The sequence below is a fragment of the Virgibacillus ihumii genome, from assembly GCF_902726655.1.
Lineage (GTDB): Bacteria > Bacillota > Bacilli > Bacillales > Amphibacillaceae > Lentibacillus > Lentibacillus ihumii.
Genome location: NZ_CACVAN010000001.1, coordinates 1,279,576 through 1,299,554 on the forward strand (window position 1 = coordinate 1,279,576; position 19,979 = coordinate 1,299,554).

At 40.8% G+C, this 19,979-nt stretch carries 18 protein-coding genes and 1 other annotated feature; of the genes, 7 read left to right on the forward strand and 11 right to left on the reverse strand.

Annotation, left to right across the window (positions count from 1 at the left end):
* Window positions 1-65: 65 nt before the first annotated feature.
* From thiI to refZ, 4 genes are all read right to left on the reverse strand, one after another.
* Window positions 66-1,268, reverse strand: a complete 1,203-nt coding sequence (gene thiI, locus HUX68_RS06420; protein ID WP_174614051.1) for a tRNA uracil 4-sulfurtransferase ThiI — start codon at window positions 1,266-1,268, stop codon at window positions 66-68.
* A 6-nt stretch (window positions 1,269-1,274) separates the two neighbouring features.
* A complete protein-coding gene (locus HUX68_RS06425) occupies window positions 1,275-2,417 on the reverse strand; it encodes a cysteine desulfurase family protein (protein ID WP_174614052.1) in 1,143 nt (380 codons plus the stop codon).
* A 160-nt stretch (window positions 2,418-2,577) separates the two neighbouring features.
* The gene (gene ezrA, locus HUX68_RS06430; RefSeq protein ID WP_174614053.1) at window positions 2,578-4,269 is read right to left on the reverse strand and encodes a septation ring formation regulator EzrA; all 1,692 of its coding nucleotides are present in this window, start codon (window positions 4,267-4,269) and stop codon (window positions 2,578-2,580) included.
* Between the two features lie 214 nt (window positions 4,270-4,483).
* Window positions 4,484-5,107 carry a forespore capture DNA-binding protein RefZ gene (gene refZ, locus HUX68_RS06435; protein WP_174614054.1) on the reverse strand — a complete coding sequence of 208 codons (624 nt, stop codon included), beginning with the start codon at window positions 5,105-5,107 and terminating at the stop codon, window positions 4,484-4,486.
* 118 nt (window positions 5,108-5,225) lie between these two features.
* On the opposite strand from refZ, the gene HUX68_RS06440 reads away from it, so the two are divergent.
* From HUX68_RS06440 to HUX68_RS06450, 3 genes are all read left to right on the forward strand, one after another.
* Window positions 5,226-5,708: a GAF domain-containing protein gene (locus tag HUX68_RS06440; RefSeq protein WP_174614055.1), complete on the forward strand. Its 483-nt coding sequence runs from the start codon at window positions 5,226-5,228 to the stop codon at window positions 5,706-5,708.
* Window positions 5,709-6,043: 335 nt separating this feature from the next.
* Window positions 6,044-6,646, forward strand: a complete 603-nt coding sequence (gene rpsD, locus HUX68_RS06445) for a 30S ribosomal protein S4 (protein WP_174614056.1) — start codon at window positions 6,044-6,046, stop codon at window positions 6,644-6,646.
* 285 nt (window positions 6,647-6,931) lie between these two features.
* Complete coding sequence (locus HUX68_RS06450; RefSeq protein WP_174614057.1) at window positions 6,932-7,192, forward strand: hypothetical protein; 261 nt, start codon at window positions 6,932-6,934, stop codon at window positions 7,190-7,192.
* Between the two features lie 63 nt (window positions 7,193-7,255).
* On the opposite strand, the gene HUX68_RS06455 is transcribed toward HUX68_RS06450, so the two are convergent.
* From HUX68_RS06455 to tyrS, 3 genes are all read right to left on the reverse strand, one after another.
* A complete protein-coding gene (locus HUX68_RS06455) occupies window positions 7,256-8,425 on the reverse strand; it encodes a YkvI family membrane protein (protein WP_174614058.1) in 1,170 nt (389 codons plus the stop codon).
* A gap of 185 nt (window positions 8,426-8,610) precedes the next feature.
* The gene (locus tag HUX68_RS06460) at window positions 8,611-9,357 is read right to left on the reverse strand and encodes a Bax inhibitor-1/YccA family protein (protein WP_246206620.1); all 747 of its coding nucleotides are present in this window, start codon (window positions 9,355-9,357) and stop codon (window positions 8,611-8,613) included.
* Between the two features lie 30 nt (window positions 9,358-9,387).
* Window positions 9,388-10,659: a tyrosine--tRNA ligase gene (gene tyrS / locus HUX68_RS06465; protein ID WP_174614059.1), complete on the reverse strand. Its 1,272-nt coding sequence runs from the start codon at window positions 10,657-10,659 to the stop codon at window positions 9,388-9,390.
* Window positions 10,660-10,779: 120 nt separating this feature from the next.
* Window positions 10,780-10,982 (reverse strand) — a binding site (T-box leader).
* A 299-nt stretch (window positions 10,983-11,281) separates the two neighbouring features.
* On the opposite strand from tyrS, the gene HUX68_RS06470 reads away from it, so the two are divergent.
* Window positions 11,282-14,365: a transglycosylase domain-containing protein gene (locus HUX68_RS06470; protein WP_174614060.1), complete on the forward strand. Its 3,084-nt coding sequence runs from the start codon at window positions 11,282-11,284 to the stop codon at window positions 14,363-14,365.
* Between the two features lie 133 nt (window positions 14,366-14,498).
* Here HUX68_RS06470 and HUX68_RS06475 read toward each other — a convergent pair whose 3' ends face one another.
* The 3 genes from HUX68_RS06475 to HUX68_RS06485 all read right to left on the reverse strand — a co-directional run bounded on the left by HUX68_RS06475 (window position 14,499) and on the right by HUX68_RS06485 (window position 16,186).
* Window positions 14,499-15,365: a DUF817 domain-containing protein gene (locus tag HUX68_RS06475; protein ID WP_174614061.1), complete on the reverse strand. Its 867-nt coding sequence runs from the start codon at window positions 15,363-15,365 to the stop codon at window positions 14,499-14,501.
* A 94-nt stretch (window positions 15,366-15,459) separates the two neighbouring features.
* Window positions 15,460-15,684, reverse strand: a complete 225-nt coding sequence (locus HUX68_RS06480) for a helix-turn-helix domain-containing protein (protein WP_174614062.1) — start codon at window positions 15,682-15,684, stop codon at window positions 15,460-15,462.
* Between the two features lie 10 nt (window positions 15,685-15,694).
* Window positions 15,695-16,186: a DUF2975 domain-containing protein gene (locus HUX68_RS06485; protein WP_174614063.1), complete on the reverse strand. Its 492-nt coding sequence runs from the start codon at window positions 16,184-16,186 to the stop codon at window positions 15,695-15,697.
* 202 nt (window positions 16,187-16,388) lie between these two features.
* On the opposite strand from HUX68_RS06485, the gene HUX68_RS06490 reads away from it, so the two are divergent.
* Genes HUX68_RS06490 through HUX68_RS06500 form a run of 3 tightly spaced genes read left to right on the forward strand, consistent with a single transcriptional unit; the run spans window position 16,389 to window position 18,855 of the window.
* On the forward strand, window positions 16,389-17,042 hold the full coding sequence (locus HUX68_RS06490) for a GNAT family N-acetyltransferase (protein ID WP_174614064.1): 654 nt from the start codon (window positions 16,389-16,391) through the stop codon (window positions 17,040-17,042).
* Window positions 17,042-17,692, forward strand: a complete 651-nt coding sequence (locus HUX68_RS06495; RefSeq protein ID WP_174614065.1) for an acetoin utilization AcuB family protein — start codon at window positions 17,042-17,044, stop codon at window positions 17,690-17,692. The genes HUX68_RS06490 and HUX68_RS06495 overlap by 1 nt, the downstream gene beginning before the upstream one ends.
* Window positions 17,689-18,855, forward strand: a complete 1,167-nt coding sequence (locus tag HUX68_RS06500; RefSeq protein WP_174614066.1) for an acetoin utilization protein AcuC — start codon at window positions 17,689-17,691, stop codon at window positions 18,853-18,855. Before HUX68_RS06495 ends, HUX68_RS06500 begins: the two co-directional genes overlap by 4 nt.
* Before the next feature lie 26 nt (window positions 18,856-18,881).
* Here HUX68_RS06500 and ccpA read toward each other — a convergent pair whose 3' ends face one another.
* On the reverse strand, window positions 18,882-19,877 hold the full coding sequence (ccpA, locus tag HUX68_RS06505) for a catabolite control protein A (protein ID WP_174614067.1): 996 nt from the start codon (window positions 19,875-19,877) through the stop codon (window positions 18,882-18,884).
* Window positions 19,878-19,979 lie beyond the last annotated feature (102 nt).

Consider the following 19,979-nt stretch of genomic DNA (forward strand, 5'->3'; position numbering starts at 1 on the left):
CTCACCTCCTTGGTACTTATAGACTTTGAAGGTTGGAGGAATTTTAAACTGGTATTTGCTGTAAATTAAAGTAAATCACTGAACTCATCTTTTTTTTCTGGTTTTCCTGTAAGCTTAATCACTTCTGTGCCGGTAACTGCTTCATCAATTAATGCTGTAAAATCTTCCTGTGATTCAAATTGATTAATTTTTTCCCGACTCGGCTTTGTTTTAGGTGATTTAGGCACGAATATTGTGCAGCAATCTTCATACGGCCTGATGGAAATATCGTAAGTGTCGATATTTCTGGAAACTTTAACGATATCATCTTTATCCATTGCAATTAACGGCCGGATAATCGGAATATTGGTTACTTCATTAATCGCATTCATACTTTCCATTGTTTGGCTTGCAACCTGCCCAAGACTCTCACCAGTGGTCATGGAAAGGATTGATTCTTGTTCACAGACCCTCTCACTGATTCGGAACATCATCCGGCGCATAATGGTCATCGCATATCCGTCCGGCATCGTACGGAAAATATATTGCTGCAGCTTCGTAAATGGTACAACATGCACTTTAACCGCATTTCCATACGCGGTTAATTTTTCAGCTAAATCCAATACTTTTTGCTTGGCACGTTCACTCGTAAATGGCGGTGAGTGAAAATGAATCGCTTCGATTTGCACCCCACGCTTCATTGCAAGAAAACCAGCAACCGGACTATCAATCCCACCCGACAACAGGAGTATCGATTTACCGGAAGTACCCACAGGTAATCCGCCTAAACCATTCACCACACTTGATGTTAAATAAGTTGCTTCTGTTCTGATTTCAACCTTAATCTCAAGATCGGGATTATGCACATCCACTGTATATCCATTTGTGTTTGTCAGCAAATGGCCGCCAAGAACCTGGTTCATATCCTGCGAACGAACGGGAAACTCCTTATCAATTCGTTTGACAGATACCTTGAACGTTTTAACATCGGAACTGTTATGCAACGCCCATAAAGCCGCTTCTTTTATTTCATCAGCATTATTGGACACTTTAATCGCCAGACTCAGGCTTTGAATTCCAAAAACATTTTTGCATTTTTCCATAACCGGTTCCGGTTCATGTCCATTTAATAACACGAACATTCTTCCCTGTGTTCGTTTTACTTTGACCCCGGGAAATTCCACTAACTTATTCTTAAGATTATTTTGCAGCTGCACAATAAATTTCTTTCTGTTTTTCCCTTTTAAGGCCATTTCGCCGTACCGGATTAAAATATAATCATATTCCATTACTATCTACCCCATTACTGCTTTAAATTTATTAATTGCTTCTTCCAGCGCCTTTAAAAACTGTTCGATTTCTGATTCAGTTGTATCAAACGACATGCTGATGCGCAATGCAGAAGTGGAACGGTCTGAGTCGAATCCACATGCTGCCAAGGTTTTACTTTCATCCGACTGCTTGGATGAACAGGCTGATTTGGTGGAAATAAATATATCTCGTTCACCAAGCATATGAATGATCACTTCAGGTTTTATGCCGGGAACGGAAATATTCATAATATGCGGTGCAGCGTCTGATGGGGTATTGATTACTACACCGTCCATTGCTTCCAGATGTTTCACAAGCAACTGCTTCAGTCCATTCATATGTTTAGTGCCCTTTGTTTCACGTTCGCTGATTAATCGCATCGCCTTTACCAATGAGACTGCACCGGCAAGATTTTCCGTTCCGGATCGTAATGACCGCTCCTGATCTCCACCATGAAATAAGGGCAGCAAATTCGTCCGTTCATTCACATATAAGATTCCGGTCCCCTTTAATCCATGGATTTTGTGTCCGGAAATAGTGCATAAATCAATCCCGCTGTTGTGCAGCTGCACAGGTACTTTTCCCATGCCCTGTACATGGTCAACATGTAATGCAAGTTTTGGGTGCTTCTTGGCAACCTCACCAATTTCACGAATCGGCTGGATTGATCCGATTTCATTGTTCACATGCATTATACTGATTAAGATGGTGTCTTCCTGGATCGCATTTTTCAAATCTTCTATTGAAATCCGGCCATTTTCATCTACAGGCAAATACGTCACACGAAAACCCGCTTCTTCTTCTAGACTTCGGCATGCCTGATAAACTGATGGGTGTTCAACCTCGGTTGTAATGATATGTTTTCCGCGGCTCTGATGTTTATTGGCGAATCCTTTAATTGCAAGGTTATTTCCCTCGGTTCCGCCAGATGTAAAAATAATTTCCTCCTGTGACACACCAAGGATGGATGACGCCTGTTCTTTTGACTTTTGCAGCAATGTTTCCGCCTTTCCGCCAAACTGATGAATGCTCGATGGATTGGCAAAAAAACTCTCCGCTGCCTGATGAAAGCTTTTCAGAACAGATGGGTCCGGTTTAGTTGTTGCGCTGTTATCCAAATAGATCACGATAAATACTCCTTTTAACCCTATTAATATAAAACAAACAACGAAGGCTGACTTAAAAACGGGTTTACCGCATACCCGATCCTTAAGACAGCCCCATCATTTACGTCATGTATTTCAAACAATGATAATCATACATCAAACGATACGTTTTTACTATTATTTAGTTTGCTGCTTGCTGATATTCCTCGATACGCTTCAATGCACCAGGCTCGATTTCCTCAACAGCCTTGGCAGCCTGCTCCAATGCAAGTTCATATTCATATGAACGAAATAGCCGTTCTGATTCTGATAACTTCGCAGACAAAACAGGATTCTGACTGCGATATCTATTTGCATACTGAATAACCTGTTCAGTCAAATAAGCCTGATCAAGAATTGTTTCCGTCTGTTCAGCAACCTGAGTAACACCGGCATCTGCATCAGATATTGTCTGCTGCACTTCTGAAATATCCAATGGCTGTTTATTCAATGCATCCAATACTCTTGCATTCTTATTTGCAGCATCTTCCATCAAGTTCCAGATAAACCCCGGAACACCTGGAATATTACTTTTATTTAACCGACGGCTTGTACGATAAAGTTCATTCTTCATTTCATTCAACTTTTCTTTTGCTGCCACTTCATCTTTACGTAAATTTTGAATTTGTTTCTTAAATTCATCATGTTCCTTTTGCAAATCTTCCACTTTCTCAAACCCACTTTCCAGTTCAGAACGAAGAGCGGAATGAGAAGTTTCCATTTGGTCCATTTCAGTCTTTACCATATCAAGCTGTTTTTTCAACTGTCCAATCGATTTGTCGAGTACAAGGTATTTTTCCATATCAGTATCTTCGAAATAATATGCTTTCTGCAGTTCCTCAATTTCTTCCTTGGTAACAAGAAAATCATCTTCCAGATTTTCCAGTTCTTCCTGAAAAACCGGCATTTTATTTTCCGCATAATTTTTGGCAACCGCTTCTTTCTCCAACAGCTGATACATTTCGGCAATTCGCTCTTCTATCTCAGTTTTTATCTCTATAGCCGGGTCCCCATTGCCATTATCCAATGCACGGACGCAATCCTTCAGCCGCTGCTGATACGTATGTATTTCTTTCTCAAATCCAAAATGTTCGACACGATAACCATCAGCTTTCATACCTTTCAGCCCGTTTAAAAGATCATCCAGCTGTTCAGGCAATTCTTTCTTACATGCTTTATAGAGAGCAGGAAATTCTTCCATTTCTTTTTGGAGAATGGAAAGTTCATCTTTAAGCCCTTCCACCACGTGATGAGCTTCCGAATAATTTCCGGATTCAACATGCTCTCGGTATCGTATCAACTGTTCCTCCAACTGATCAATTTCAGCGTCATAATGTCTTTCGGCATCGCCGTACTGATAGCGATGTTGAGAGAGTTTTTTCCGTAACGCCTTGATGGTTGGTTGAATTTGTTCAATTTCTTTGCGGCTGGACTCTTCGGATTCCATCAATTCATCTAACTCATACAGCATCTTTTCAATTTCGTCTTCAATCGATTGAAGGATTTCTTCTGTTTGACGTAATATCTTCTTTGCCTTGGGAAACCGGTATCTGTCTGCTGCCTCCTCAGAATCAAACAAATACTCTTCAATATCCGGCAATTCTTTCGTAACGATCAGTTCCCAGCGATCTTTCCATGATTCGAATTTATGCTGTGTTTCACCGGAGAGGTTTAAACTTTTAATCCGACCAATTTGGGATGCAACGTTGCGATTCATAATATCCATTTTCCAGGCTTCCAACCTGTCTACCACATCATAGATCTTTTTTCGCATTATAAGCCCGGTAATAATCAGTGCAATAATTATCAATATAATGCCGATGATGTAAGCCATAAAATGCCTCCTGACTGTATTCCTGTATAAGAGGGTTATCATTCGATGAATTTCTCTTGGAAGAACAGGGATTGTCGGATTATCAACAAAACTCCTGCAATCATGTCGTTATTATACTAATGATACCATGTAATCTACATTTTTGGCTAAAAAAATTCAATTAATATGCGATTTTGACAAGATTTTTTCTAAAACCCTGACCAAATTACGAGTTTTACACCTTTTTACTATGTTGCCGATTATTTTCGATGACATAGTCGAGCCATTCTCCAATCGTTTTTATATACTTATTGGCAAATGCCCCATGCGACCGTTCACCAATCACCTGATTTTTCCATTCATGCTGCAGAATATATGGCGTAATCAGCATTCCTTTTAATTGCATCAGCAAAAATTGATGATCATTGGCCCTTTTGCTGTCTGTAAGTGCATCGAAAAATGTATTTTTAATAAAATAGTTTTCTTTTGCTAGATAAGTGACTGCCATTTCCCGCACAAAAACAGAATCCAATGACAATTCTCTGTGTATGAAACACGAAAATTGATGATTGCTTTGCTTATACTGTATAATTGCTTCAACCATTAGTTTCAATCGGGTTATTGGTTGTTCGGATTCACTGTTCTGCAGTGTCTCCTCTATTGTTTCAAGATATGCTTCATAATAACGAGTGACGGCATGCTCCAATAATCCTTGCTTGCTTTTAAAATAGTAACTTATAAGAGAAACGTTTACCGTCGCCTTGTCGGCAATATCCCGTACTGAGGTTCCGTGAAACCCATTTTGAAAAAATAGTTGAGACGCTGCATCGACGACTTTTTGTTTTGTTGGATATTTCATATTAAATTCATCTCCTTATATCTATTTTACGACAAACAGATGATATATCCTTCTATTTTCTATCGACAATTAACTCAAAAGAATGTCGAAATATCAATTACTGAAAGGATAAATAACCATGTTTCAAACTACCGCCTATTCAGGTGAAAAAGCTAAAGATTATGAATTATTACTAAAACAACTGACAGCACTGACCGAAGACGAATCTGATACAATCGCCAACCTTTCAAACGCCTCTGCACTATTAAACCAATTTCTTCATGATGTTAACTGGGTTGGGTTTTATCTTTGGAAGGAAGATCAGCTCGTACTCGGTCCATTCCAAGGTTTACCGGCCTGCCTTCGTATTGACTATGGAAAAGGGGTATGCGGAACAGCGATTGAGACACGAGAATCACAACTGATTGAAGATGTCACAAAATTCCCGGGACACATTGCATGTGACAGTGCCAGCAAATCGGAAATTGTTGTCCCATTGCTAATAAATAATGAAATTTACGGAGTTTTAGACATTGACAGTCCCAGCCTGAACCGATTCGATGAGACGGACAGGGAGTATCTCGAAAAATTCGCGGAAATTGTCGAAGGATTTTTGAAGTAATTTATATCAACATCGTTTTACAGACGCAAACTGCATGTATCGTTAATCCAATCATGCGAATACCGAGTGTACGATATATTTTAAGATAATCAAAAAAATTATTAAAAACACAGATTATGATTGACTTCCTGTCTCAAAACTTATATACTATTCGTTGTGTAAAATAAAAAGGTAGCTTAGGTGAACCTGCGTTTTTGTCATTTTGTTCCTCGATATGAGGTGTATCGCGTAACTCTCGGCTGCTGGAGCGATGGTACATGAAAACAAAATGCATAGCGAACTGGAACACACGGTTTTATTTTATGCGAATAAAACAATAAAGGAGGAAATGTCCCATGTCACGTTATACAGATTCCATTTGGAAAAAGTCACGTCGTCTTGGCATTTCTTTAACCGGAACCGGTAAAGAACTTGATAAGCGTCCATATGCTCCAGGTCAGCATGGACCAAATCAGCGAAAGAAGATTTCAGAATTCGGCCTGCAACAACAAGAAAAGCAAAAACTCCGTTTCATGTACGGTTTAAATGAGCGTCAGTTCCGCACGCTGTTCAATAAAGCGGGTAAAATGAAAGGTGTTCATGGTGAAAACTTCATGATTCTGCTTGAATCAAGATTGGATAACCTTGTTTATCGTCTTGGTCTTGCACGTACACGCAGACAATCACGTCAGCTTGTCAACCATGGTCATGTAACCGTTGACGGCGGACGCGTTGATATCCCATCATACGCAGTCAAGCCGGGTCAGGTTATCGGACTTCGTGAAAAATCACAAAATATGGACATTGTTAAAGAAGCCATCGAAGTAAATAACTTCGTACCCGAATATCTTTCATTTGATGAAAATAAATTGGAAGGAAGTTATACACGTTTTCCGGAACGCTCTGAACTTCCGGCTGAAATTAACGAAGCACTTATCGTTGAGTACTACTCACGTTAAGTATAAAATCTGTTATAAAGCATTTAATGCACTTAAAACTCCCAAATCATGTATGATTTGGGAGTTTTATAATCTGCAAATCCCCCATGGCCACATGTCTGCTACGGTTCAATCTTTCAATAACATTCCTTCCTGTTTCATACACGCAACATATAATTATTAATTTCTATTTTTATATGGGCACTTAACGACTTTTTTCCAAATCGTTCATATCCATGTACATAAATTGTCCAATTCCTGTACAAACTACCAGTGAAAACAAAAATTTACAGGAGGTATTTTTTTATGGCACAACAAAACCAGCAACAGGTACAGCAAGCAGTTCAACAGGCACAGCAAGCTGCCCAATCCGGTGATCAACAGCAGATCCAACAGGCACAGCAGCAATTGCAGCAACTTGAGCAGCAAGCGCAACAATCAGCTCAGGCTGATTCCCAGCAGCAACAGCAGTTGCAACAGGCTAAGCAACAACTGCAACAAGCTCAACAGCAGCAAGGACAGCAGGCTCAAGCTTCTCAACAGTCACAGCAAAACAATAATCAATAACAATTTGTACCTATAATAAAAGAAAGCCGCAAGCTGCAATTTCCTGCTTGTGGCTTTCTTATTTTATGCAACAGTATCGACTTTTTCTTTCTTTTTCTTAAAATGCTTATAAATTTTATATGGTCCAACTGTAATCAACGGCAAACCAAAGACAACAAGCATTCCATACCCTAATGCTGTGTAACCTTTGGATACAAGATCCATGATTCCAACTTCGGCAAGCAGCACAGAAGCAGCAAGCGTTATAAATGCAACCAGCCCACTTTGTTTTTTCGTCAGTTTCTTTTTTCCAAGCTCCTCAAGATTGTTATCCAATCGTTCAAGAAAGGCATGAATCATACCTGTAGCGGTCTCAACCAATGTCCAGCCAACAACAATACCAAACAATACGACAACCCAGGCTCCATAACCATCAAGCATCTGCAGCCAAGGGATTTCCGCACCAAACACATCCTCTGACGGATAAAATCCCATCAAAGCAAAGTAAGTCAAGAACCACGGCAGTGTCATCAGAACCCCGGCAACTAGACCTGAAACAAGTGTATCTTTTATCGATTTTTGCCGTTTAACGGTAAATAATGCAGCCGGATATACAGCAAGATTATATCCAACATAAATGATCCCGCTCCAAATAATGGTCCAGAAACTGAAATCACTCACATAACTAGTGTCACCACTGGCAAAAACCTGCATCGCATCATCCCAGGTCGTAGTAATAACCATAATTCCAAAAATAATATAACCAATCATTAATGCAATCGTACCATACGTTTCAAACCGCTCGATCAGCCGTTCACCATACAGATTCAGGATTCCGACAATAACAGCAATTCCAACCACGCCTACCCAGTAATTGATGCCGAGCGTACTTTCCACAATCGATCCGGTTGCGGCGGCCATAATCGAGATTATTAAAACAGCCAATAAAAGGTAGATAATATCAAATAAAAACCAGAATGGACCAATTAAATTCTTCACCATTGACTTATAATCATATGCCCTGAAAATCCTGGCTATCTCGAACATCAGAAACGCCGCCAGACCAAATCCCAGAAAAATTGCCAGACCAGCTACCCAGCCAAGCGAACCAAACTTTGCCCCATATGCAACAATTTCTCTTCCTGTTGCATATCCTCCGCCAATCAATGTCGATTGAAGAATAATCGCCGGGAGAATAAACCTTCCGAATCTTCCATCGAAAAAACTTTTCTTAGCCTGAGTCTGTTCACTCATTGTGCTCCCCCCTTGTATGAAAATAAAACCTGTTCTATTCCACCTCCCATAAAAAATCCAACTATACCATTTTAATTTAGCATACAAGCTATATATTGTCAAGAAAATTTTGATAATTGCAAAACGTAAAAACCCGGCTGCCAAAACACCGGGATTTAAATGATGAAATTTCTCTGTTAAAAAGGTTATCGTCTTAGTTTAGCAATCAACCGAAGAATCTCAAGATAAAGCCATACCAACGTTACCATAAGTCCGAATGCGCCATACCATTCCATGTGTCTAGGCGCATTGCGTTTAACGCCGCGCTCAATCAGATCAAAATCCAACGCCAGATTCAATGCCGCTACAATCACAATCCCAACACTGATCACAATCCCGATTGGACCGCTGTTATGCATGTACAGGACATCATGTACCCCAAACAGCCGCATCACAAGCGTTGCCAAATAAGCCAGAAGGATAGCGCCGGTCGCACAAATTACCCCAATCCTGAACTTTTTGGTAACTTTAATCACACCGGTTTTATACAGTAATAGCATCATGAGCAGAACACCGAATGTCAGCAACGCAGCCTGCATCGTTATACCGCCGTACAGGTCTTCATACATTGCCGAAACACTGCCCACTACCAATCCTTCAGCGAGCGCGTAAGGAACAGATGTAAAAGGGGCAACTTTCGGGACAAAAATTGTAATAACTGCCAAAATCAACCCGGCAATCAGGCCAAGTACCAGCAGTCCATTTACACCAGGTCCGTTGAAATACCGGCTCCATGCGAATGCTGCCGAGAGAAACAGTGCCATTGTCAAAAGAAATGTCCGGTTTATGGTCCCTTGCAATGTCATCTGCTTTGCAATATTATTGCCGGACCGAAATGCTTTATCACTCCAAGCCGGGTTAGCCGTCTGTGAATATGAACCTATACGTGCCAACTATATCCCCCCTCTCGTAAAACGTGCTGATTATTGATAACGAATCAGGAAGTACTTTTTCTTGCCTCGTCTGATAATCGTAAACCTGTCATCAATCCGGTCGGATGAACCAACCACATATTTCGTATCCTGCTCACGTGTGCCGTTTATATAAATAGCACCATTGTTGATATCTTCTCGCGCCTGTCTCTTTGATGAGGAAATTGAACTGTTTACGAGTAAATCTACTAATCCAATCTCCGCTTTTTCTGTTACATATGCAGGCACATCTTTGAAACCCTGCTCAATATCTTCAGCTGTCAAATCCTGTAGATTACCACTAAATAATGAAGAAGTAATCCGTTGTGCCTGCTCCAGTGCTTCCTGACTGTGGACTTCACGGGTCATTTCCTCAGCAAGCCGTTTCTGTGCCAGCCTATTTTCAGGATGAGTTTCCAATTCTTTTTTTAGTGCTTCCATCTCGTCATCTTCCAAAAATGTAAAGTAGTTTAAAAATTTAATGACATCCCTATCATCCGTATTCACCCAGAATTGATAAAATTCATATGGTGACGTCTTTTCCGAATCAAGCCAGATTGCCCCGCCGGACGTTTTACCGAATTTGCTGCCATCAGCTTTCGTAATCAATGGTACAGTCAACCCGAATACGTTAATATCCTCATCCTCGTTTTCTCTGGATCGACGAATCAGCTCCATACCAGCAGTAATGTTGCCCCACTGATCACTTCCGCCAATTTGCAGCGTACAGTTTTCCTGTTCATACAATTTCATGTAATCAAGTGACTGCAAAATCATGTAACTGAATTCAGTATACGATATCCCCTGTTCAATTCTGGCTGAGACTGACTCTTTTCCAAGCATATAATTAATACCAAAATGTTTTCCAGCATCGCGCAGAAAATCGATAACCGTCATACTTGCAAGCCAGTCGTGATTATTTCTGGCGACAGCTGCATTTGAACCATGATCAAAATCAAGCTGGTGTGCAAGTTGTTCTTTTATTTTTTCACTGTAGTCTTTTACTACCGATTCTTCATTTAGCGAACGTTCACTGGAGCGACCGCTAGGGTCACCAATCATACCAGTTCCGCCGCCAATTAATGCGATTGGTTTATGACCCGCACGCTGAAATCTTTTAAGCATAGTAATCGGAACCAAATGCCCAATGTGAAGGCTGTCAGCAGTGGGGTCAAAGCCGCAATAAACAGTTACCTGATTTTCACTGAGATGTTTTTTAAGCCCTTCATCATCGGTTGTCTGATGAATAAGATTACGTTTTTCCAAATCTTTTAAAATATCCATGTCCACCACTCTCACTTTTCTTATAAATTTTATATAAATTCAGGTCCAGCTATGTTATGCGCGAATACCGCATTTCCCCTCACATAACGATTTTTAATCATTAAAAAAACCCATCCCTCCAAAAGGGACGAGTTTATACTCGCGGTACCACCCTTGTTACACCATACGTGTCACCTTAGGATTGTTAACGATGATTCGCACCGTCTTTCATAAAAGAAGCTCCGGAATTGTAATTCGCCTGCATCTGTATACTGACTTCCACCTGCCGTCAGCTCTCTTGGAAAGGGAAATGCAACACTACTGAAATCCATCATTGCATGTTTGGAAAACTCAGGCCACGCCTCATCTTATAGCGAGTGCCGAAGTTCTTCTTATAAAGTCAACCATAACTTATATTTTCTGACGTTATTAGAAACTTAGTTGTCACCAAGCTTTTAGGTGACAGCCATAGTTGCACTTATGCAGTAAGAAAGGATTTATACTTTCTTAACTGCTATAATTTTATTATTATATATTCATACCATACTCTGCAAACAAAAGCAATATGCAGGCACAATTTATTATACATTAATTCTTCCTGCTATGCTATAATAGATTGTGGAATTTTAGGGGGTATTTTATAGTGGATTTCAAACAAATGCTTCACAAATATACGCAGAAGGTGAAGAATGCCTGGAATGAAGGAAAAATTCAGCGGTCATCCAGAATTACATATGATGTTTTCTGGAATGTTATTCTATTTTTCCTTGTCGTAGGTGTTATCGGCGCTTTTTTCGTCGGCGGCTTGGGTGCAGGTTATTTCGCTTCCCTGGTAAAAGACGAACCAGTCAGGAGCTATGCCAGCATGAAACAGGATATATATAATTATGAGCAAACTTCCAAATTATATTTTGCAGGAGGCAACTATTTTGGAAATGTACGCTCTGATATTCATCGGGAAGAGGTCACGCTTGATGAAGTATCCGACAAATTAATCCATGCCGTAATTGCAACAGAGGACAGTAACTACAGAATGCATGAAGGTATTGTACCAAAGGCAATTGTGCGGGCCATGGTCCAACAAGTAACAAATGCGCCTATGCAATCGGGCGGCAGTACACTCACACAGCAACTGGTTAAAAACCAAATACTCACAAATGAAGTATCATTTGAACGAAAGGCAAAAGAAATATTAATTGCTATGCGGGTTGAACGTTTTTTTGATAAAGATGAAATTCTTGAAGCCTATTTAAATATTATTCCATATGGCCGTAATGCATCCGGACAAAATATTGCGGGAATCCAGACTGCGGCACAGGGGATCTTTGGGGTCGATGCTTCGGAACTGAACCTTCCGCAGGCTGCTTTTCTGGCTGGGCTGCCGCAAAGCCCATCCTACTATACACCTTTTAAAAACAGTGGTGGTCTTAAAAATAAGGAAGGTCTTCAACCGGGGTTGAATCGGATGAGTTTTGTACTGGAGCGGATGCACGAAGCAGGATACATCACAAAAAAACAATATGAAAAAGCTTTAAACTATAATATCGTGGATGATTTTAGCAAAGAATCCAAGTCACCTATTGAGAAATATCCGTATTTAACTTTTGAAGCCCAAGAACGAGCGAAACAAATTATAATAGAGCATCTGGCTAAACAGGATGGATACTCCATGAAAGAGCTCAAGGAAAATGATGACCTGATGGGTGAATACACAGCACTTGCTGACCGGGCTATGCGTCAAAATGGTTATAAGATTCATACAACAATAAATAAGAAGATTCATGACAAATTCAAACAAATTGTTAAAAACTATGATTATTACGGGGAACCCTGGACCGGGGAAGTTGTGGTGAATTACGAAACTGGTAAAACAAAAACAATCACCCAAAAAATCCAGACGGGCGGTATCCTGATTGAAAACAGTACTGGTAAAATAATTAGTTTCATAGGCGGCAGAGATTACAATCAAAACAATCAGCTCAACTACACAACACGTCCGCGTCCAAATGGAAGTACCATGAAGCCGATACTGGACTATGCGCCGGCGATGGAACTTGGAAAAGTACAGCCTGGAACACCAATCGCCGACGTTTCAACAACTTTTCAGATACCCGGAAGTGACAATTGGAGTCCAAGTAACTATATTCAGGGATCTTACCATGGCATTGTTTCTGCCCGTAAAGCGCTGGCAGATTCCTATAATATCCCCGCGGCCAAGGTATACAGCAGAATCATTAACCAAAATCCGGCTAAGAACTTTCTGATTGAAGGTATGGGAATTACTACCCTGACAAAAGGTGACCAGCACCATATGTCGCTTTCTCTTGGACAGCCGACCAAAGGAATTAGTGTTGAAGAAAACACAAACGCATTCAGTACGTTCGGTAATCGCGGAAAATTTAATGACGCTTATCTGATCCAAAAAATTACGACCGCAGATGGAAAAGTAATTTATAAACACAAAAAAAATCCGGAAGAAGTTTTCTCGCGGCAGACAAACTATTTAACAATCGATATGATGCGTGATGTTATCGATAGTGGTACAGCATCCTATCTCAATTCGCAATTAAAATATGACTATGTTGACTGGGCCGGAAAAACAGGAACATCAAACAACTGGGAGGATACATGGTTTGTCGGAGTTAACCCGAAAGTAACCTTTGGAACATGGATGGGATACAAAACTCCACAATCGATCAAATGTTCAAGCTGTTCACTTGGTTACAGTAACCGAAATATAAAACTTTGGGCAGAGCTGATCAACGCAGCATCAGATATCAGACCTGACCTTGTTGCACCGCAGAAAAATTTTGATCGACCGGGTGGTATCGTATCACGCAGCTATTGTGCGATTTCAGGTAAACTGCCGTCTGACCTATGTAAACAAGCAGGGCTGGTCATGACTGATCTGTTTAATGCAAAGTATGCACCAACCGAAACAGGTAATAGTTTAATAGAAGGTTCTTACGTTATGGTTAACGGACAGGCAGTTGTTGCGGGACCAAACACGCCAGCAGAATTTACCAAAGGTGATGGACTGGCATTCAATCCGGCATTTCTGGAACGAAAAGGCTGGGACAGACTTGGTAACCTATCCAAACTGTTCCCACGAACGAACCGTGATAAATGGTCAAAAATTGGCTTGCCGCCTTCAGATGCCAGCTCAAACGCCATCGAGGATGACGGTAAAGCACCAAAAGCTCCTTCTGGCGTCTCAATATCAGGTGGAAAGCTAACCTGGAATGAATCCGGCAGCGATGATGTTGTCGGTTACCGAATCTATAAAGCTTCCAGTTCAAATGGATCGTACAGCAAAGTCGGCAGTACAACTGGCACAAGCACATCCATTTCAGGAAGCGGTGCTTACATTGTTCGAGCCGTGGATTATTTCGGATTGGAATCATCCGCATCCAAACCGGCTACGTCCGGACAACCGGATAAACCGGAAAAAGATGGCAAAAACAAACCAGATAAGCCGGATGAACCTGAAAATCCAGGGGATACCGGGAATAACGAAAATAACGATTCGAATAATGGAAATAATGGCGGTACCGATAACGGCAATGGTAACACAGGTGATGAAGGCTCTAACGGTGACGGTGCCGACAGTGGTGATTCCGGCGGCGATGGTAGTTCCGGAAACGGGGAATCCAGCAATGGGGGCCCCAATAACAGTGATATTGATAATACCGATAATAGAGAGACTAACGGTAATAATGGTGAATAAATGACACAGAAACATTAACTTGTATAAAGAAGAAAAATGATCTAAACTCACTACATTAAAAATTACTAAATGCACCGCATCATGCGGTGCATTTTTATTATTAAAACGTATGTTTCTGGAAATTTCCGTAAATCTATGAATCGGAGCCTTGTCGCAGAAGCTTATCAACAGAATTACGATTAGCAGAAATTTTTTCTTTTGCTTGTTTCAACGTCGCTACGATAAGAAAACTGACAATCACCAACAAGAGCCATGAACTCACCTTTCCCAAGTGAACGAGACTCCAGGCATCAGTTTGGCTTGGATACTCCCATGCACCAAAGAACGTTGCGATATTTTCAGCAATCCAAATGAAAAAGCCGATAAGCACAAACGAAAGTGTAAGCGGCATACGGTAGCGAACTCCAGCAATCTCGTATGTGACCCAGGATTTCCAGAATACGATTAGAACAAGCCCGGATAACCACCAACGGACATCAACCCAAAAATGGTGCGTAAAAAAATTTATATAGATTGCAGCTGCAAGCGGAACAACTGCCAAATATGCAGGCCAGTTCACCAAATCTACCCTTAACCTCCTCCATGCCTGACAGAGATAGCTCGCGACACTCGCATACATAAATCCGCTGTACAAAGGCACGCCAAAAATTTTAAAATATCCTTCCCCCGGATAAGACCAGGACCCCATATGTACTTTAAAAACTTCAAGTGTGAGTCCAATAAGATGAAACAATGTGATTACTTTTAGCTCATCCCGTGTCTCAAGTCCGGAACGCACCATCCAGACCTGCATTAGAAAAAAGATAATCAACAGCCAGTCATACCGCGGCAGAAAAGGAAGCGGGATAAATTTTGTAATGGCTAGAGAAGCAAAAATTACAACTGGAAATAAACAGGACATAGCCTGCTCCCAGCCAAAACGAACAAGCTGTTCCCCACCTCTCTTCGATTTCACTGACCATGTTTCTTTCCGAGAAGTATTATGAATGATTGAATTCATACGCATCCTGCCTTCTAAACTTCGACATTAGAAAAATTGGTTGTCACCAAGTCTTTAGGTGGCGACCATATTTGCAAAAAAATTAACAGCAGTATTAGGAGCCTTCCATATTTCCATCACTTCGGTATTCCAAAATATCTCCCGGCTGGCAGTCCAAAGCCTTGCAAATAGCTTCCAGCGTTGAAAATCGAATCGCCTTTGCTTTTCCGTTTTTCAGTATGGAAAGATTGGCCATCGTTATGCCGACCCTTTCGGAAAGTTCGGTAACACTCATTTTCCGTTTCGCCAGCATTACATCAATATTGATTATAATTGCCATATTATTCACCTCAGACCGTTAAATCATTTTCCGATTTGATTGCTATCGCTTCTTTTAATAGCCTTTGAAGAACGGCAGCAAAAACTGCAATTACAATGGAAGCACCAATAATGACCATGCCAATTAATATAAGACCTGGTGCGTCATCCCACTCCGCTATGATATATACAAGTGGCAAAGCAACTGCATACAGGCCACTGATTATGATGGCACTGTTTTTTATCTTTTTGAGCGCTCTTACAGAATGTAAAGAAAAAGCCTGGTTCCTGTCAATATAACTTAAAAGCCTTAATGCCTGGTACAAAGCATAATAATAAGGTATCGTCGCTCCATACATAACAAATAAAATGCTAAATACGATATATGCGAGCTCTGAACCACTTTTCGCCTGGTCAATCGCTTCAACTGTTATTTGCGGAAGCAAAAATATACACACCGCTAGAACCGGAATCCCTAATAAAATAACCGATATTTTTAAAAAGAGTGTTGATCCCCGTTTCATAAAGCACCTCACTAATTTATTTTAATTTGAATTTAACATATTATTTATTGAATATCAATAAATATTTATTGAATTTAATAATATTATTATTGTGTTAAATTGAATAGTCAAATTTAAAACTACTCCGGTTTTTACTAAAAATTCACTACAATCTCCTGTATAATAGGAGTATCAAAGGTATTTTTATTAAGGCGGTGAAAACGTGGAGCATATTAAAACGTATCATTCAATGGAGCGCAATACGGAACAAAGCTCTATCATAATTGAAGGACCGGTGCCTTCATCCGAACTGAGGAAATACCATTTCCATGAACATTTAACGGCATTTCGCCGTGCACCACAACAATTTGAAGCAATCCAGAACATTGCTGATTTTGACGAAGGCCGAATTATAATAGCAAGAACAAAGGATACAATTATCGGGTATGTCACCTATTTGCATCCGGATCCACTTGAGCGGTGGTCAGAGTTTAAGATGGAAGATTTGATTGAACTCGGAGCGATTGAAATTATCCCGGCCTATCGTGGTGCGGGCATTGCATCAGGACTTCTGAAACTGTCCATGATGGACAACTATATGGAAAATTACATTATCATTTCCACTGAATATTATTGGCACTGGGATCTTGACGGAACACGTCTGAGTGTTTGGGATTACCGCAAAGTGATGGAAAAAATGATGGCAGCCGGAGGACTTGTCCCTGCTCCAACAGATGACCCCGAAATTATTTCACATCCTGCAAATTGCCTGATGGTAAGAGTTGGAGAGAATGTTCCGGAATCATCCATCAGCAAATTTGATAAGCTGAGGTTCTTGCAGCGCCACCAGTACCGAAATATGCGGGAGGGATTCTAATGCTCGTTGAAGAGATTATGAATACAGAAGTAACATCTTTACCACCAACGGCGACCATTGCCTCGGCATTAAAACTGCTTCATGAAAAAAAGATCCGCCATATTCCGATAATAAATGAGGAAAAGAATGTCATCGGCATTGTCTCCGATCGGGACGTTCGGGATGCAACACCATCCATATTTGAAGAAAACAGAGAACATACTGAATTGCAAAATGAAATCCATACCATAATGAGTCAGCCGGTAGTAACTGTGCATCCACTCGATCTTGTTGAAGAGATAGCCGGAATTTTTTACGAAGAAGAGTTTGCCTGTCTTCCAGTCGTCAGCAACAATGAATTGGTTGGGGTGATTACAGAAAAAGACATGCTCCATACGCTTATAGAAATAACAGGAACCAATGTACAGAGCTCCCATATCGAAGTAAAAGTTCCACATAAACCGGGTATTCTGCCGGAGGTTGCAGCAATATTCGGTGCAAGGAAAACAAACATCACATCCGTTTTGGTTTATCCGTATAAAAATGATGCAAATTATAAAATTCTTGTGTTCCGTATCCAAACCATGAATCCATTACCTGTAATAAAAGACTTACAGAATGCAGGGTACGAATTGATGTGGCCAAATGACGATGCGGGGCCAAAACGATGACGTGCAATGCTGCTTTTGTTTTTTCAGATGCTTTTTTAAACTATCATTTTCATGCGGATCACCCATTTAATCAAAAACGGATATTACTTTCAAAAACTTTATTGGAGAATTCCGGACTATTAACCAAAGATGACATTATTCAGCCAAGACTTGCTACGATTGAGGAACTAAACCTTTTTCATGATTTAAGTTATATCGAAACTGTTAAAAAGGCCGGAAACGGTGAACTGGCTTCTGATGATGGGTCTGAATACGGCATCGGAACAGAGGATACGCCGATTTTCAAAGGAATGCATGAAGCATCCAGCTATTTGGTTGGCGGGACGCTTGCTGCAGTTGACCATGTCCTGCAAGGCAATGCTGAGCATGCCCTGAACCTTGGCGGCGGACTGCACCATGGTTTTAAGCGGAAAGCAAGTGGTTTCTGTATTTATAATGATGGAGCAGTTGCCCTAAAATATATTCGTAAAAATTATGGATTACGAGCATTATATATTGATACAGACGCCCATCATGGTGACGGTGTTCAGTGGGCATTTTACGATGATCCGAATGTCTGTACCTTTTCCATCCATGAGACGGGACGCTATCTGTTTCCTGGCACCGGAAACGTAAACGAGCGGGGAATTAAGGAAGGACATGGTTATTCGTTTAACCTGCCTATCGATGCATTTACAGAGGATGAGTCGTTTTTGCAGGTCTATGAGTCTGCCCTAAGGAATATTGCTGCATATTTTAAACCGGACGTGATTGTGACACAGAACGGTGCTGATGCACATACATATGATCCGCTGACACATTTGTGTTCCACCATGAAAACATATGACAAAATACCGCAATTGGCACATGAAATTGCCCATGAATATTGTAATGGACGCTGGATTGCGCTAGGAGGCGGCGGTTATGATATGTGGCGCGTCGTACCCCGTGCCTGGGCACAGGTATGGAGCGTCATGAAAACCGGTACTGCAAAAACCGGACCAATTCCGGAAATGTGGCTGAACAAATGGCAGCGGGATGCACCCGTTACACTGCCGAAAACCTGGCACGATGACAAAAACATCGTACCGGACATTCCTCGCAAAACTGAAATAACAGAGAAAAACGCTAAAATATTGATGAATGCATTAAAATATACGCAAAATACACAAACGGGGAGGTGAATGTTTCACCTCCCCGTTTTAACCGATTATTTTGTTGATTTTCTTTCTTCGATTCGATGCGGAAGAACAACTTTCTTCTCGGCCACTTCTTCTTTGTTCATAAATTTAGTCAGCAGGCGCATTGCAACTGCACCGATGTCGTACATTGGCTGCACAATGGTTGATAATGTCGGCCGTACCATCGTAGCCAATCTGGTGTTATCAAACCCGAACACTTCCAGATCTTCAGGAACGTTATATCCTTTATCCTGCGCACCATGAATTACACCAAGCGCCATTTCATCGGAAGCGACAAAAACCGCAGTTGGTTTGTTTTCCATAACCAACAATTCTTCAACAGCTTCAATGCCTGAGTGATACGAATAATCGCCTTTCAAAATATAATCATCATCGACACTGATTGACTTCTCACGGAGTGCACGCAGATAGCCTTTGTATTTCTGCTGATTTATTAATGTATCTTCACGGCCGGATATAAAAGCAATTTTGCTATTTTCTTTTTCAATCAGAAATGACGTTGCTTCGTAAGCAGCTGCTTCATAGTCAATATTTACAGATGGAATAGTGTCTGTTTCATCATATGTTGCTGCCAATACAACCGGAATTGACGAGCTTTCAAACTGGTTAACATGATCCTCGGAAATATTCCCGCCCATAAACAATATACCGTCGACCTGTTTTTCCAGCATTGTATTAATTAACTGCAATTCTTTATCTTTGTTCTGATCGGAATTACTTAGAATAATGTTATATTTATACATCGTTGCAATATCTTCAATCCCCCTTGCCAGTTCAGCAAAGAAGATACTTGAAATATCCGGAATGATTGCCCCAACCGTTGTTGTCTTTTTACTTGCCAGACCACGCGCCACCGCATTGGGCCTGTACCCCAATTGTTCAATTGTAGCCAGCACCTTTTTCCGGGTAGCAGGCTTTACATTTGGATTTCCATTAACAACCCTTGATACAGTTGCCATTGAAACGTTTGCTTCTCGTGCTACATCATAAATTGTTATGTTCACGCTAATCTACCTCCATCATACGGATCCTTATGCATATATCATACTTTAACGCGGGGAAAAACACAAAAAATTTAAGGCCGATCACTGTGATCGGCCTTGGCA